The sequence below is a fragment of the Geothrix sp. 21YS21S-2 genome (genome assembly GCF_030846775.1).
GTDB lineage: Bacteria > Acidobacteriota > Holophagae > Holophagales > Holophagaceae > Mesoterricola.
The window spans coordinates 4,037,482-4,051,317 of record NZ_CP132910.1; the positions used below are offsets into that span (position 1 = coordinate 4,037,482).

Consider the following 13,836-nt stretch of genomic DNA (forward strand, 5'->3'; position numbering starts at 1 on the left):
CGGGTAATGAAATCAAAGTTGCTATATATCTAATTCAATATAAAGACTTAAATATTCTGTTTCGGGGGTTCATCCCATAGAATCCCGGGATGGATAATTCCCAGGCCCCAGGCAAGCCACCCAAACTGCTGGACCGGATGCGGGCGGAGATCCGGGTGCGGCGCTACAGCGTGCGGACGGAGGAAACCTACGTCGCATGGGCGCGGAGGTTCATCCTCTTTCATGGGAAGCGGCACCCGGCGGAGATGGGGGCGGTGGAGGTGGAGGCGTTCCTTTCCTACCTCGCGAGCGGAAGGGGGGTGGCGGCGGCCACGCAGAACCAGGCGAAGGCCTCCCTGCTGTTCCTCTACAAGCATGTTCTGGGCGTGGACCTGCCCTGGCTTGCGGGGGTGGTGCAGGCGAAGGTGCCGCGGCGGCTTCCCGTCGTGCTGACGCCGGGGGAGGTCAGGGTGCTCCTGGGGAACCTGGACGGGATCGCGGGGCTGGTGGGGCGCCTCCTGTACGGGACCGGGATGCGGCTGATGGAGGGGCTCCGGTTGCGGGTGAAGGATCTGGAGTTCGAGCGTGGGGAGATCGTCGTGCGGGAGGGGAAGGGGGGCAAGGATCGCGTAACCATGCTGCCGGAATCCCTCAAGGGAGCCCTCCGGCGGCAGCTGATGGTCGCGGAGGGGCTCCATGCCCTGGACCTGGAGGAGGGGATCGCTGGGGTCTGGCTTCCGGATGCGCTGGCGGAGAAATGCCCCATGGCGGGGAACTCCTGGGGGTGGCAGTGGGTGTTCCCTTCGCCGGTGCGCTCCCGGGATCCGCGGGGGGAGGCCCTCCGGCGGCACCACATCCACCCCGAGAGCGTCCAGAAGGCCTTCCGCATCGCGGGGCAGCGGGCGGGGATCGCCAAGCCGGTGACGCCCCATACGCTGCGGCATTCCTTCGCCACCCACCTGCTCCACGCGGGGCAGGACATCCGCACCATCCAGGAGCTCCTGGGGCACAAGGACGTGGAGACGACGATGATCTACACCCACGTCCTGAACCGCGGGGGGCGGGGCGTGACGAGTCCGCTGGACGGAATCTAGAAGAGGCTGACGCCGTCCATCTCCGCGGGCTGCTCCATGCCCAGGAGCTTGAGCAGGGTGGGGGCCACGTCGGACAGGGCGCCGCCGGCGCGGAGCTGCCTGGCCTCGAAGCCCTTCGCCACGAGGACGGCGGGAACGGGGTTGGTGGTGTGGGCGGTGTGGGGATTGCCCTTCTCGTCGCGCATGCACTCGCAGTTGCCGTGGTCGGCGGTGATGAGGAGGGCGCCGTCCTGGGCGAGGGTGGCGGCCGCGATCTGGCGGATGGCGTCGTCCACCACGGCGCAGGCGGCGCTGGTGGCGTTGAGGTCGCCGGTGTGGCCCACCATGTCGGGGTTGGCCAGGTTGCACACCAGGAGGCGGTGCTGGCCGGCCCCGATGGCCTGCACGAGGCCGCGCACCACCTCGTGGGCGCTCATCTCGGGCTGCAGCTCGTAGGTGGCCACCTTCGGGGAGGGGACCAGGACCCGCTCCTCGCCGGGGAAGGGCTCCTCGCGGCCGCCGTTGAAGAAGTAGGTCACGTGGGCGTACTTCTCGGTCTCGGCGGTGCGCAGCTGCTTCCAGCCGCGCTCGGAGACCAGTTCCCCGAGGATGCGGGTGAGGTTCTGGGGGGGGTAGGCGACGGCGACATGGGGCTCGAGGTCGGTCTCGTAGGCGGTGAAGGTGACGAGGCTGATCTTCGGCCAGGTGGGGCGGGGGAAGCCGTCGAAGGCGGGGTCCACGAGGGCGTGGCTGAGCTCCCGGGCGCGGTCGGCGCGGAAGTTGAAGAAGATGGCGCCGTCGCCGTCCTGCAGGGGGTGGAAGCCGGCCAGGCGCGTGGGGCTGACGAACTCGTCGGTCTCGCCGCGGTCGTAGGCGGCCCTGATGGCCTCCTGGGCATCCCCGCACGTGAACTCGCCCACGCCCTCGGCCAGGAGCCTCCATGCGCGCACGACGCGCTCCCAGCGCCTGTCGCGGTCCATGACGACGTAGCGGCCCATGATGGAGCCGAGCTGGACCAGGGGGCAGTTGCGCAGCTGGAAGGCCAGCCACTGGAGGTAGCCGTCGGCGCTCTTCTGCTCCGTGTCGCGGCCGTCCAGGAACGCGTGGATGACGGTGGGGACGCCCTCGGCCTGGGCCCACTGGGCCAGGGCCACCAGGTGGTTCTGGTGGCTGTGCACGCCGCCGTCGGACACCAGGCCCAGGAGGTGGAGCCGCCTGCCGGAGGCCTTGAGGGCCTTCAGGAGGTTGCCCATGGCGGGGTTCTCGCGGAAGGTCCCCTTGCGGATGGCGGCGTCGATGCGGGTGAGCTCCTGCCACACCACGCGGCCGGCGCCCAGGTTCATGTGGCCCACCTCGGAGTTCCCGAACTGGCCCTCGGGAAGGCCCACGGCCTCGCCGCCGGCGTTGAGCTGGGTGGAGGCGAAGCGGCGGCGCAGGTCGGACATGTGGGCCATGCCGGCCACGAAGGTGGCATCGAAGGCGTTGCGGGGACCATCCCCGAACCCGTCGAGGATTAGGAGCGTGACGGGACCTTGGATCATTCGGCGTCCTTGCTAAGGAACCTGCTCCCCGTGGGGGTTGCAGAGGAGGAACAGGACGGCCATGCGCACCGGCACGCCGTTGGTGACCTGGTCGAGGATGAGGTTGTTGGGGCCGTCGGCGACCTCGGAGGTGATCTCCACCCCGCGGTTGATGGGCCCGGGGTGCAGCACGGCCACGTCGGGCCGGCAGAGCTTGAGGCGCTGGGCGTTGAGCTGGTAGAAGCGGATGTACTCGCCCTGGCCGGGGATGAAGGCGCCGGTGCCGCGCTCGAACTGGCAGCGCAGCATCATGACGGCGTCCTGGCTGGGCAGGGCCGGTTCCAGTTCGTGGACGATGTCGATGCCGGGCCAGGTCTCCTTCAGCTCGGCGGGCACCAGGGTGGGGGGGCCCACCAGGGTCACGTGGGCGCCCATCTTGGTGAGGAGCCAGAGGTTGGAGCGAACCACGCGGCTGTTGCGGATGTCGCCCACGATGGCCACCCGCAGGCCGTCGAGCCGGCCGAAGCGCTTGCGCAGGGTGTAGGCGTCCAGCAGGGCCTGGGTGGGGTGCTCGTGGGCGCCGTCGCCGGCGTTCACGATGCTGGCCTTCATGTGCCGCGCCAGCAGGGCGTGGGCCCCGGGGGCGGAGTGGCGCATGACGATGAGGTCGGGGTGCATGGCCTGCAGGTTGAGCGCGGTGTCCACCAGGGTCTCGCCCTTGCTGAGGGAGCTGGTGTCGGCGTCGAAGTTGATGATCTCCGCGGACAGGCGCTTCTCGGCGATCTCGAAGCTGTTGCGGGTGCGCGTCGAGTTCTCGAAGAAGAGGTTCACGATCAGGCGCTTGCGCAGGGCGGGGACGATCTTGATCTCGGGGCGCTCGCAGACCTCCTCGAAGGCGCGGGCCTGGTCGAGGATGGCCGAGATGTCCTGGGGGCTCAGGGGCTCGATGCCCAGCAGGTGGCGGTGGGGGAAGCGGTAGGTCTGGGGCATGGCTAGTTCCGGCTCTCGAGGAGGACGGCGTCCTCGCCGTCCACGTCCTTCATGTGGACCGATACCCGGTTGGTCATGGCCACGTCCATCTTGATGCCCACGAACTCGGCCTGGATGGGCAGTTCGCGGCCGCCGCGGTCCACCAGCACCGCCAGCCACACCCGCTTGGGGCGGCCGTGGTCCAGCAGGGCGTCCAGCGCGGCCCGGATGGTGCGCCCGGTGAAGAGCACGTCGTCCACCAGGATCACGGAGCGGTCCTTGAGGCTGAAGGGGATCTCGGTGGGGCGGACGATGGGGCTTCCCGCCAGCTCCGAGAGGTCGTCCCGGTACAGGGCGATGTCCAGGACGCCCAGGGGGATCTCCTTCTGGAGGTTGGACTCCAGCATGGTCTTGAGGCGCTCGGCCAGGTACAGGCCCCGGGTGCGGATGCCCAGGAGGGCGATGGAGGCGTCGCTGCCGAACACGGCGGAGATCTCGCGGCACAGGCGCTGGAGATGGACCTCCATCTGCTTGGCGTCCAGCAGGCATGGGGCGTTCGCTTGGGGCATCGGGGGCTCCTGGGTGGTAGCTCGGGTTCCAGTGTATCGGAACTGCGGGGGGGCTCCGGTCCCGGGGAGGCGAAAAGGCGACGAAATGAGCTTGGTCACCGCCTTTGTTTGCTACCCTTTGGGGGAAATCGAATCAGCGGCGGACCGAAGGTCCCCAACGGACGCAACCCACGGAGGCAAGTCATGGAAAATGTCATGGAATCCAAGGCCCAGACGGACCTTGGCACCCTCGAACCCGCCGGCCTCTGGAAGTACTTCCTGGCCCTGTCGAAGATCCCCCGCGGCTCCAAGAACGAGGCCGCCGCCGCCCAGTGGGTGGCCGACCAGGCCCAGGCCCTGGGCTGCACCGTGGTCCGCGACGCCGTGGGCAACGTCATCATCAGCAAGAAGGCCGCCCCCGGACGCGAGGGCGCGCCCATGACGGCCCTCCAGGCCCACGTGGACATGGTCTGCGAGAAGAACGAGGCCACGAAGCACGACTTCCTCAAGGACCCCATCGCCCTGCGGCGGGACGGCGACCGCCTCCTGGCCACGGGCACCACCCTGGGCGCGGACAACGGCATCGGCGTGGCCGCCGCCCTGGCGGTGCTGGAATCGACCACCATCAAGCACGGCCCCCTGGAAGTGCTCGTGACCATCGACGAGGAGACCGGCCTCACCGGCGCCGGCGGCCTCGCGGAGGGGATCCTCAAGGCCCAGTACCTCCTGAACCTCGACAGCGAGGAGGAGGGGGACCTCACCATCGGCTGCGCCGGCGGCATCGACACCATGGCCACGAAGAAGGTCGCGCTGCGCCCCGCCACAGCGGGCAAGGCCCCCTTCCGCCTGAAGGTCCTCGGCCTCAAGGGCGGCCACTCCGGCGTGGAGATCCACCAGGGCCGCGGCAACGCGCTGCGCATCCTGGCCGGCGTCCTGTGGAGCCTGGCGCCCCGCTTCGGCCTGGAGCTGGCGTCGCTGGCCGGCGGCAACAAGCGCAACGCCATCCCCCGCGAGGCTTCCGCCGTCTTCTTCCTGGACCCGGCCCGCCTCGAGGAGTTCCAGGTGGCGGTCAAGGGGCTGGAGCAGGACTACCGCTCGGCCCTGGGCGCCTTCGATCCGGGCCTCGCCATGGCGGTGGAGCCCAGGGCCGACGCCCCGGCCCAGGTCATGGAGGACCGCGACGCCCGCGCTGTCGTGAACTTCCTCTACACCGTCGCCCACGGCGTCGAGTCCAACAGCCCCGACATCGAGGGCCTGGTGCAGACCTCCACGAACCTCGCCATCATCTCCACCACGGGCGACACCATCGAGATCTCCACCAGCCAGCGCAGCTCGATCGCCAGCGCCAAGATCGACATGGCCAACCGCATCTCGGCCTCCTGCGAGCTCGCGGGCTTCACCGCCAAGCGCGGCGACGGCTACCCGGGCTGGAAGCCCGATCCCAAGGCCGCCCTGGTCAAGGTGGTCAACGCCGTGCACGAGAAGACCTTCGGCAGGCCCATGGCCATCAAGGCCATCCACGCGGGCCTGGAGTGCGGCCTCATCGGCGAGAAGTACCCCGGCATGCAGATGGTCTCCTTCGGCCCCAGCATGTGGGACGTGCACACCCCCGACGAGAACGTGAGCATCGCCTCCGTGGGCAACTTCTGGACCCTGCTCGTGGCCGTGCTGGAAAACGTCTAGGACCGTCGGACCTGGAGAAAGGGCCGCCTCCGGGCGGCCCTTTTCCTAGGCGGTGATCAGCGCCCGGATCTCGTCGTTGCCGAACTCCGACGTGCACGCGATCAGCACGGCGCAGTGGCCGGGCTGGCTCGGGGGGAGCTCCACCTTGGTGAGGAACTGGCCTTCGGAGTCGGTGCGGCCGGTGGTGAGGGTGGTGGCCTTCTTGAGGCTGGAGATGAGGCGGATCGTCACGTCGGCGCCGGGCACGGGGTTCTGGCTCACGCAGAGACGGGCCCGGATGCGGATCTGGAACAGCTCCCCGAACTTCGGGAGCATGGGCTCGTCCAGCACCATCTCGAGGGTGTCGGTGTCGCCCTCCTGCTGGAGGTACTCCAGGATGGCCTGGTCCAGGGGCTTGTCGTTGAAGACGCTGCGCTCGGCGAGGAGGGGGTCGTTGGGCGTGGCGTCGTACTTGCCGTTCTTGATGTCCCGGATCACGGACTTGTGCTGGTCGTCCATGCGGGCCTGGATGCTGCTCTCCTGCAGGGGGAACTCGGCCAGCAGGTCCTCGTAGGTGCCCCGGTAGCTGTCCAGGATCTCGCCGCCCACGTAGATGAGGGTTTCGATCTTGGGGTTGGCCAGGCCCTTGTCCTCGGTCTGCACGTGGAAGATCCGGTTGCCGTGGCGGACGTCGGTGTTGTAGCCGGTGATCATCGGGTCAGTTCCGGTGGAGCCGGTCGGCCAGTTCGGGCATGACCTCCCAGGCGATCTCCCGGAGGGCCTGGTCGCCCAGCCTGGCGACGACGGCCTTGGCGAGGCGGTCCATCAGCACGGGGTCGGCGAGGAGGGCCGCGAGGGGATCGGCGGCTCCGGGCACGCCCGCTGCCGCCGGCTCGGGGGCCGCCATCACCGCGGGAGGGATGGGTTCGGGCGCGGGCTCAGGCATGGGCTCGGAGATGGGCTCGGGCTCGGGGATGGGCGCGGGCTCGGAGATGGGTTCGGGCTCGGGGATGGGTTCGGGCAGGGACGCCGGGGTCGCCTGAACCCGGTCCAGGAGGCTGACGGTGGAGGCCCAGGGGGGCACGGTGGCCCTGCCCGCGGACTGGACGGTGTCGTCCAGGGCGGAGAGGTCCTCCAGTTCGGGGATGTCGCCGATGTCGCCCAGCACGTCGGCCTCGGAGACCTGGGTGAGGCGCACGGGGGTGACGTTTTCGGGGGCCTCGGGGAGGAAGGCGGGGGTCGGCGCGGGGCCGGCGTCCTGCTCCAGGAAGCTGTCGGGATCGAAATCGCTGTGCTCCTCCATGGCCGCGGCGGCCATGGAGTGGATGGCGGTGGTGGTCTCGTCGGGGCGGGCCGGCTGGCGTGTGAACTCCAGGAGGGTCTCGCTCTCGTCGGACCAGTCCACGGGCAGGGACGGGGTGGGCGACAGGAGATGGTCCGGCAGGGGGGCGGGTTCTTCGAGTTCCTGCGAGGGGCCCAGGTCGGGCAGCTCGTCGGTGATCACGCCCAGCTCGAGGATGCCGCTCTGGTAGGCGTCCTCCGGGGCGAGTTCGGGGACCTCGGCGGCGTCCGCGGAGGCGGCTTCCGCGGTCTCCTGGACGGCCGGAGGGGCGCTCAGGCCCTTGAGGCTCTCAAGGTCCAGCTCCTCCAGTTCCAGGGACTCCAGGGGGGCGTCGGGGGCAGGGGCCTCCTCCACGAAGAGGTCGGAGGGTTCCAGCAGGAGCAGGTCGGCGTCGGGCAGGGGGTGGTCCGAGAGCTTGAGGTAGGGAAGGGTCTCGAAGTTCCCGGTGGCCGCCGAGGGGGCCGGCTCGGGCTCGGGCGCGGGGGGCTCGACGGGGGTGGCCAGGAGGGTCCGGACCCGGTCGGCCAGGTCGCGGAGCTCCACGGGCTTCTTGAGGAAGCCCTGGATGGGGGCCTTGCGGACGGTCTCGGGGTCCACGACGTCCAGGACCCCGGCCATCATGGCGATGGGCATCATGGCGGTGGCGCCGTTCCTGCGCATGCGGTCCAGGAGCTCCCAGCCGTCCATGCCCTGCATGGTGGTGTCCAGGAGGGCCACGTCGAAGGGTCCGACGGTGGCCACCAGGTCCAGGGCCTCGGCGCCTGAGGAGGCGCAGGTCAGCTCGATGTCCGTGGCGGTCAGGAGCGTCTCGACGATCTGGTGGATTCGCTGATTGTCGTCCACGAGGAGAAGACGGGGCATAGGGAACCTCGGGATGCCGGATTACGGGGAAGTGGCTGCGCTAACACTAACAGAGACCATGGAACATGGTATCTAACGTTTCAATGCCGTCTTCACGGACTTCAGCCTCAACGTGGGCTGCAGCCGCACGAGGATGGCCCGTTCGCCGACCCAGACCCAGGCGGATTCGGTGGCCTCGCGCAGGGCGATCTCCGGGCCGTCGGGGATCCAGCCCTTCACCGAGGCGCGCAGGCCCCGGGCCGTCCTCCACTCGGGGCGGAAGGTGCGCAGGAGGGCCTGCCTCTGGCGCTCCGGGGGCAGGGTCGGAGCACCCTTTCCCCAGCGCTGGTCCCAGGTGGTGGCGGCCAGGTCCTCCCGCCACCAGGCCCAGGCGGGGTCGTAGGCCGGCCAGGCCTCCGCGGCCGCGGGCACCTCGGTCCACTCGGCCCGGTCGAGGCGGGACGTCGACCGGGTGGCGGGCTCGCCTTTGCGCCCGGGGACTTCCAGGGCCATGCGCAGGGGGGGCTGGGCCTGGAGCTGTCCCGCGCCGGTGGCCTCCCGTCGCCAGGTTCCTTCCGCCAGGGTCCAGAAGGTCCATTGGCCGCCGCTGGAGATCCAGAGCCGGTCCCAGGCGGGGAACCACATGCGGGAGCCGGGCTGCCAGGGGATGAGGAGCCGCGCCCCGGGCAGATCCTGGCCGTCGTCCCAGAGCTGCTCCTGGCGGGTGGCCCACCCCCGGGGCGGCGCAGGCAGGGCCTTCTCGTCCCAGGGCGCCAGGGTGCCCACGGGGCGCTCGGCCTCCACGGGCAGGGTGGTCAGCAGCAGCGCGGCCTCGGGCTGGGGAGGGCGCAGGCCCAGGAGCACGGCGCGGCCGTCCCAGCTGAACCGGCTCCAGGGGCCGCTGTCGGTGGCCCAGAGCACCCGCCCCTCGGGGATCTCCATCAGCCGCGTTTCGAAGCGGCCCTGGCCCAGGGTGAGGGTCACCAGGAGCCGGGTCCCCTTGGCGGGATCCAGGCGCGCGCTGGCGATGGGGGCGTCGAACCGGTAGTGGCGCCATTCCAGGCCTCGCCACAGCATCACCTCGCTGTGGCCGCCGGGCCCGTTGAGGGCGAGGCCCTGGTCGGCCAGGTAGGCCGAGGCGGGCTCCCAGGGCGTCCCGAACCCGCCGCCGTAGGGCCAGGGCTGCTCCTGGTCGGGGTCCTGGGCACCCTGGAAGCGCGGCGTCCAGCCGTCCCGGAGGCGGCACTCGGCCAGCGTCTCGAAGGTGTCCAGGGTCTGCTCCACCGCCCCGGTCGCCACCACGGCGCCGCCCTCGCGCGTCGAGCGCGGAGCCTGCACAATGGCCAGCAGCATGAGCATCGCAGCGATGAACATGCTGGCGAAAAGGTACCGTTTCGGGATCAAAGCTAGGTCAAACCTCCTTGCACATGATGCAATCATTTGAGGATGGCCCGCCATGAAACATGCCGACCACGTTGAAATCGAGATGAAGTTCCGCATCCCCGCCCTCGGGCCCGCGCGGCTCCGGCTGGAGGCCTGCGGCTTCGCCCTGGCCCACGGCCCGTGCGGGGAAGTGAGCGTCCTGTGGGACCGGGACGGGGAGCTGCGCTCGCAGGGCTGCGCGCTGCGCCTGCGGCGCTACGACGGGCAGGCCACGCTCACCTGGAAGGGGGCCCGGGTGCCGGACCCGCTCCTGAAGATCCGGCCCGAGCTGGAGACGTCGGTGGGCGACCCCCTGGCGGTGGAGGGGATCCTCGGGCAGCTGGGGTTCAGCCCGGCCTTCGAGATGCGCAAGAGCCGCTCGGTGTGGCGCCGGGGGCCGCTGGAGGCCTGCCTCGACGAGGCGCCCTTCGGGTGCTACCTGGAGCTGGAGGGGACGCCGGAGGAGATCCGCGAGGCCATGGGCCAGCTGGGCCTGGACGAGGCCCAGGTGGAGCCCCGAAGCTACGTGACGCTCTTCCAGGAGCTGGCGTGAAGCCCCTGGCCGCCGTCCTCCTCGCGGTCCTCGCGGGCTGTTCCCGGGAGGGGCCCGAGGGGAGGATCCGCAAGGCTTTCGAGGGCGCCCGGGGAGCCGTGGAGGCCGGGGACGCCGCCGGCGCGGCCGCGGTCCTCTCGCCGAAGTTCACGGGGCCCGAGGGCCTGGACCGCGCCGGGGCGCGGCTCCTCCTGGGAAGCGTGCTGGGCCGGGAGAAGGTCGGGGTGACCGTCCTGTCCCAGAAGGTGGACGTGGACGGCGTTCGCGCCGTGCAGACCCTGGAACTGGTCCTCACGGGCCGGGCGGGGGGGGAGCTGCTGCCCGGGGACCGCGCCCGCAAGAGCCTCACCCTGCGCTGGGAGCTCAGGGACGGGGCGTGGCTGATCCGGGAAGCCCAGTGGGACTACTGAACGGCCTTGCGCCGGGGTAGGCGCGGGTCCGCCTTCTCCTGCTCGAGCACCTTGCGCAGGCGGGGATACTTCAGCGCCATGGGCCACAGGAGGTGCCCGGCCTGCCGGGAATCCCGGATGGCGATGGCGCAGCCCCGGTAGTCGGCGGCCTCGTAGAGCGCCGCGATGCGAAGGGCGATGGCGCGCTCGTTTTCCGGCTCCTGCTTGACCAGGTTGTCCAGGAAGGCCAGCGCGCCCCTGGGGTCGGTGTCCAGGGCCCGGGCGGCCTGGTCGAGGGTGGCGTAGGCGCCGGCCTTGGCGGGGGGGGTGGGTTCGGGCCGGGTCTCGGCCTTCACGGGCGGGGGCGCCGGCTTCGCGGGTTCGGTCCTGGGAGGTTCAGGCTTGGGTTCCTCGGCCGGGGGCGGGGCCTGGACCACGGGCGGGGGCGCCACGGGCTGCTGCACCACGGGCTGCTGCACCACGGGCTGGACCGCCGCGGGGGCGGGGCGGTGGCGGTGGCGGCGGAGCCAGAGCCAGCCTCCCCCGGCGGCGAGGGCCGCCATGACCACGGCCGTGCCGAGGTAGAGCCAGGCGCGGGAGGCGGGGGCGTCGGCGTGCGGGGCGGGCTTCCGGCCCCGTTCGGGCATTTCGAAGAGGCGGGAGCTGCTCACGGTGGCGGCCTTGTCGGACGCGGGGTCCCACCAGGGGTCCCGGGCGGCGCGCAGGGCCTCGGCCAGGGCCTCGGCGCTGGGGAAGCGCGCGGCGGGGTCCTTGGCCAGGGCCCGGGCCGTCACGCCCTGGATGGCGGGGCTGATGCCGGTGAGCTGGGCCAGGTCCAGGGGGGCCGGGTCCTCGTTGACGATGCGGTGGAGCACGGTGGCCGTGGACTCGCCGCCGAAGGGGGGGAAGCCCGCCAGGGCCTCGTAGAGGATCACGCCCACGGCGAAGAGGTCCGCCCTGGCGTCGGGCTTGCCGGACTGGATGTACTCGGGGGCCATGTAGCCGAACGTGCCCAGCAGGGCGCCGGTGGCGGTGAGGTCGCTCCCCGCCAGGCGCGCGATGCCGAAATCCAGGATCTTGGCGGCGAGGCGCCCGGAGACCCGGGTCACCCGGATGTTGGTGGGCTTGATGTCCCGGTGCAGCACGCCCCGCTGGTGGGCGAAGGCCAGGCCGTCGCACACCTGGGCCAGGAGCTCGAGCATCTCCCGGTGGGGCAGTTCGCGCGAGGCCAGCAGCTTGCCCAGGTCGTCGCCGGGGACGTACTCCATGACCATGAAGAGCGTGCCCTGCTCCTCGCCGAACTCGTGGATGGTGACGAGGTTGGGGTGGTTGAGCCGGCCTGCGGCCTGGGCCTCCCGGAAGAACCGGTCCCGCGCGTCGGGCGAGGTGAGGGCGGCGCGGATGGTCTTGATGGCCACTTCCCGCCCGAGGAGGCTGTCCCGGGCCAGGAAGACCTCGCCCATGGCCCCCTCGCCCAGGCGTTCCAGGATTTCGAATTTGCCGATCCGGCGGGGGGTGTTCGTCATGGCGCTGCCTCAGGGTTCCATAGTGCCATGACTCAGGAGCCAGGCCTCGTCCCGCACGGGGATGCCCAGCGCCTCGGCCTTGGCGAGCTTGGAGCCGGCCTTCTCCCCGGCGACGAGGAGGGTGGTCTTGGCGGAGACGGCGCCGGTGACCTTGGCTCCCAGGCGCTTGAGCAGGGCTTCGGCCTCCTCCCGGCTCAGGGTGGGAAGGGTCCCGGTGACCACGGCCACCTCGCCGGCCAGGGGCAGGCCGGAGAGGTCCCGGGGGGCGCTTGGCGCGGGGGTGATGCCGAGCGCCGCCAGCTGCGCGGGCAGGGCGGGGTGGAGGGCGGCGAAGGCCTTGAGCCCCGCGGCGACCTTGGGCCCCACCTCCTCGACGGCCAGGAGCCGCTGCTCCTCGGCGTCCCACAGGTCCCCGAGGGTGGGGAAGGCCTCCGCCAGCAGTTCGGCGGTGCGGGCCCCCACCATGGGGATGCCCAGGGCGTGGATCCAGCGGGAGAGGGGCTTGGTGCGGGCGGCTTCCAGGGCCTCCATGACGTTGCGGGCGCTCTTCTCGCCCATGCGGTCCAGCCCGGCCAGGTACGCCAGCCCCTGCTTGGGGTCCTCCAGCAGCGTGAAAACGTCCCAGGGCTGCGCGAAGCGCGAGGCCATCTGCTCCACCAGCGCGTCGCCCAGGCCCTCGATGTCCAGGGCCGCGCGGCTGCCCAGGTGCTGGAGCCGGGCGGTGATCTTGGCGGGGCACTCGGGGTTCTGGCAGCGCCAGGCCACCTCCTCGTCGGAGTCCTTGCCCACGGCGCCCCCGCAGACGGGGCAGGCCGCGGGCACCTGGGGCTCCACGGCGCCTTCGGGAAGGGAACCGGGCACCACGGCCACCACCTTGGGGATGACTTCGCCGCCCTTCTCCACGAAGACCTTGCAGCCCACCCGCACACCCAGCCGCGCCAGCTCGTCGGCGTTGTGGAGGGTGGCCCGGCGGACCGTGGAGCCCGCCACCTCCACGGCCTCCAGCTCCGCCACCGGGGTGAGCTTGCCGGCCCGGCTCACCTGCCAGGTGATGCCCAGGAGCGTGGTGGTGGCCTGGAGCCCCGGATACTTGAACGCGATGGCCCACCGGGGCACGCGGTCCGTGGAGCCCAGGCGCTCCTGCAGCTCCAGCGCGTCCACCTTCAGGACCACGCCGTCGGTGTCGAAGGGCAGCAGGAGCCGCGCCTGGGCCTGGTCCCTGATGAATTCCAGCATCTCCGCGAAGCTCCCTTCGGCGTGCGCGGGCATGCGGTTGAAGCCCCAGTCCGCGAGCTGGTCCATGCCCTGGCTGTGGCGGGCCGAGCCCGGCAGCTGCCAGGGGAGGAAGGAGAGCCGCCTCTCGGCCGTGATGCGGCTGTCGAGCTGCTTCATGGTGCCGGCGGCCGCGTTGCGGGGGTTGGCGAAGCGGGCCTCGCCCCGTGCGTCCCGCTCCCGGTTCAGCTCCTCCCACCGGCGGCGGGACAGGAACACCTCGCCCCGCACCTCGAGGGTGCCGGGCGCCCCGGGCGGCAGCGTGAGCGGGATGTCGGCGATGGTGCGGGCGTTCTCCGTGACGTCCTCGCCCTCGTCCCCGTTGCCACGGGTGACGGCGCGGACCAGGGCGCGGTCCTCGTAGAGGAGCGAGAGCGAGAGCCCGTCCACCTTCAGCTCGGCCGAATAGCGCGGCTCCGCGCCGGGGAGCCCCTTGAGCACGCGGGTCTCCCAGTCCTCGAGCTCGTCCTCGGAATAGGTGTTGTCCAGGCTGAGCATGGGGGTGCGGTGCCGGGCCTTGCGGAAGGATTCCAGGGGGGCGGCGCCCACGCGCTGGGTGGGGCTGTTGGGGTCGGCGAAATGGGGATGCCGCGCCTCCAGGTCGCGCAGCTCCCGTTCCAGGGCGTCGTACTCCGCGTCGGAGAGGACGGGCTGGTCGAGGACGAAGTAGCGGCGCCGGTGCTCCAGCACCTGGGCGGCGAGTTCCTTCATGCGGGTCTGGGGATCGGTGGTCATGGGGGA

General features: G+C 71.2%; 12 protein-coding genes. 4 read left to right on the forward strand and 8 right to left on the reverse strand.

The window, feature by feature from the left end; translation table 11 throughout:
* Positions 1-89: 89 nt before the first annotated feature.
* Positions 90-1,073: an integron integrase gene (locus RAH40_RS17845; protein ID WP_306598947.1), complete on the forward strand. Its 984-nt coding sequence runs from the start codon at positions 90-92 to the stop codon at positions 1,071-1,073.
* Here RAH40_RS17845 and gpmI read toward each other — a convergent pair.
* From gpmI to pyrR, 3 genes are read right to left on the reverse strand one after another with little or no spacing between them, the layout of a single operon-like run.
* Positions 1,070-2,593, reverse strand: a complete 1,524-nt coding sequence (gene gpmI, locus RAH40_RS17850) for a 2,3-bisphosphoglycerate-independent phosphoglycerate mutase (RefSeq protein ID WP_306598948.1) — start codon at positions 2,591-2,593, stop codon at positions 1,070-1,072. The two genes, RAH40_RS17845 and gpmI, sit on opposite strands and share 4 nt — an antisense overlap.
* Positions 2,594-2,605: 12 nt before the next feature.
* A complete protein-coding gene (locus RAH40_RS17855; protein ID WP_306598949.1) occupies positions 2,606-3,562 on the reverse strand; it encodes an aspartate carbamoyltransferase catalytic subunit in 957 nt (318 codons plus the stop codon).
* 2 nt (positions 3,563-3,564) lie between these two features.
* On the reverse strand, positions 3,565-4,110 hold the full coding sequence (gene pyrR / locus RAH40_RS17860; RefSeq protein WP_306598950.1) for a bifunctional pyr operon transcriptional regulator/uracil phosphoribosyltransferase PyrR: 546 nt from the start codon (positions 4,108-4,110) through the stop codon (positions 3,565-3,567).
* A 183-nt stretch (positions 4,111-4,293) separates the two neighbouring features.
* On the opposite strand from pyrR, the gene RAH40_RS17865 reads away from it, so the two are divergent.
* On the forward strand, positions 4,294-5,772 hold the full coding sequence (locus tag RAH40_RS17865) for an aminoacyl-histidine dipeptidase (RefSeq protein WP_306598951.1): 1,479 nt from the start codon (positions 4,294-4,296) through the stop codon (positions 5,770-5,772).
* A gap of 45 nt (positions 5,773-5,817) precedes the next feature.
* Here RAH40_RS17865 and RAH40_RS17870 read toward each other — a convergent pair whose 3' ends face one another.
* The 3 genes from RAH40_RS17870 to RAH40_RS17880 form a co-directional block, all read right to left on the reverse strand.
* Entirely contained in the window at positions 5,818-6,465 is a 648-nt protein-coding gene (locus RAH40_RS17870) for a hypothetical protein (RefSeq protein ID WP_306598952.1), read from the reverse strand.
* Between the two features lie 4 nt (positions 6,466-6,469).
* A complete protein-coding gene (locus RAH40_RS17875; RefSeq protein WP_306598953.1) occupies positions 6,470-7,954 on the reverse strand; it encodes a response regulator in 1,485 nt (494 codons plus the stop codon).
* Between the two features lie 72 nt (positions 7,955-8,026).
* Positions 8,027-9,337, reverse strand: coding sequence for a hypothetical protein (locus tag RAH40_RS17880; RefSeq protein WP_306598954.1), 1,311 nt, complete (start codon positions 9,335-9,337; stop codon positions 8,027-8,029).
* A 52-nt stretch (positions 9,338-9,389) separates the two neighbouring features.
* Between RAH40_RS17880 and RAH40_RS17885 the strand changes: the two genes are divergently transcribed.
* The gene (locus RAH40_RS17885; RefSeq protein ID WP_306598955.1) at positions 9,390-9,908 is read left to right on the forward strand and encodes a class IV adenylate cyclase; all 519 of its coding nucleotides are present in this window, start codon (positions 9,390-9,392) and stop codon (positions 9,906-9,908) included.
* Positions 9,905-10,318 (forward strand): hypothetical protein, encoded by a 414-nt coding sequence (locus tag RAH40_RS17890; protein ID WP_306598956.1) that lies wholly within the window; start codon positions 9,905-9,907, stop codon positions 10,316-10,318. The genes RAH40_RS17885 and RAH40_RS17890 overlap by 4 nt, the downstream gene beginning before the upstream one ends.
* On the opposite strand, the gene RAH40_RS17895 is transcribed toward RAH40_RS17890, so the two are convergent.
* Positions 10,312-11,823, reverse strand: a complete 1,512-nt coding sequence (locus RAH40_RS17895) for a serine/threonine-protein kinase (RefSeq protein WP_306598957.1) — start codon at positions 11,821-11,823, stop codon at positions 10,312-10,314. The two genes, RAH40_RS17890 and RAH40_RS17895, sit on opposite strands and share 7 nt — an antisense overlap.
* A gap of 9 nt (positions 11,824-11,832) precedes the next feature.
* A complete protein-coding gene (gene ligA / locus RAH40_RS17900; RefSeq protein ID WP_306598958.1) occupies positions 11,833-13,830 on the reverse strand; it encodes an NAD-dependent DNA ligase LigA in 1,998 nt (665 codons plus the stop codon).
* Positions 13,831-13,836 lie beyond the last annotated feature (6 nt).

Coding starts and splice junctions, on each gene's coding strand:
- RAH40_RS17845 (WP_306598947.1), top strand. CDS start 90: ATGGATAATTCCCAGGCCCCAGGCAAGCCACCCAAACTGCTGGACCGG.
- gpmI (WP_306598948.1), bottom strand. CDS start 2,593: ATGATCCAAGGTCCCGTCACGCTCCTAATCCTCGACGGGTTCGGGGAT.
- RAH40_RS17855 (WP_306598949.1), bottom strand. CDS start 3,562: ATGCCCCAGACCTACCGCTTCCCCCACCGCCACCTGCTGGGCATCGAG.
- pyrR (WP_306598950.1), bottom strand. CDS start 4,110: ATGCCCCAAGCGAACGCCCCATGCCTGCTGGACGCCAAGCAGATGGAG.
- RAH40_RS17865 (WP_306598951.1), top strand. CDS start 4,294: ATGGAAAATGTCATGGAATCCAAGGCCCAGACGGACCTTGGCACCCTC.
- RAH40_RS17870 (WP_306598952.1), bottom strand. CDS start 6,465: ATGATCACCGGCTACAACACCGACGTCCGCCACGGCAACCGGATCTTC.
- RAH40_RS17875 (WP_306598953.1), bottom strand. CDS start 7,954: ATGCCCCGTCTTCTCCTCGTGGACGACAATCAGCGAATCCACCAGATC.
- RAH40_RS17885 (WP_306598955.1), top strand. CDS start 9,390: ATGAAACATGCCGACCACGTTGAAATCGAGATGAAGTTCCGCATCCCC.
- RAH40_RS17895 (WP_306598957.1), bottom strand. CDS start 11,823: ATGACGAACACCCCCCGCCGGATCGGCAAATTCGAAATCCTGGAACGC.
- ligA (WP_306598958.1), bottom strand. CDS start 13,830: ATGACCACCGATCCCCAGACCCGCATGAAGGAACTCGCCGCCCAGGTG.